A 251-nucleotide genomic window follows, 5' to 3' on the forward strand; every position below is an offset into this window, starting at 1 on the left:
GTGCAGGTCGATGTCGTGGAGCGCGGTCGTCTCGACCTCGTCGGATACGTAGCGGCGCTGGATATTCTCTAGGCGGATCATGACGGGGCCATTCAGCGGATGTTGAGGATGTCGCCCTTCACGGCCGCCGTGTTGCTGGTGACGATGTGTTCGCCGGGTTCGAGGCCGGACAGGATCTCGACCTGTTCGGGGTTGCGGCGGCCGATCTTGATGGTGCGGCGGCGGGCATGCGCGCCGTCGCTGTCGAGGAC

General features: G+C 65.3%; 1 protein-coding gene. It reads right to left on the reverse strand.

Annotation, left to right across the window (positions count from 1 at the left end):
- Positions 1-92: 92 nt before the first annotated feature.
- The coding region (locus AC0IYH_RS33000) for a permuted SH3 domain-containing protein (protein ID WP_471838601.1) at positions 93-251 on the reverse strand (159 nt) is incomplete at its 5' end.

This window comes from Pseudomonas sp. AC463 (genome assembly GCF_979253585.1).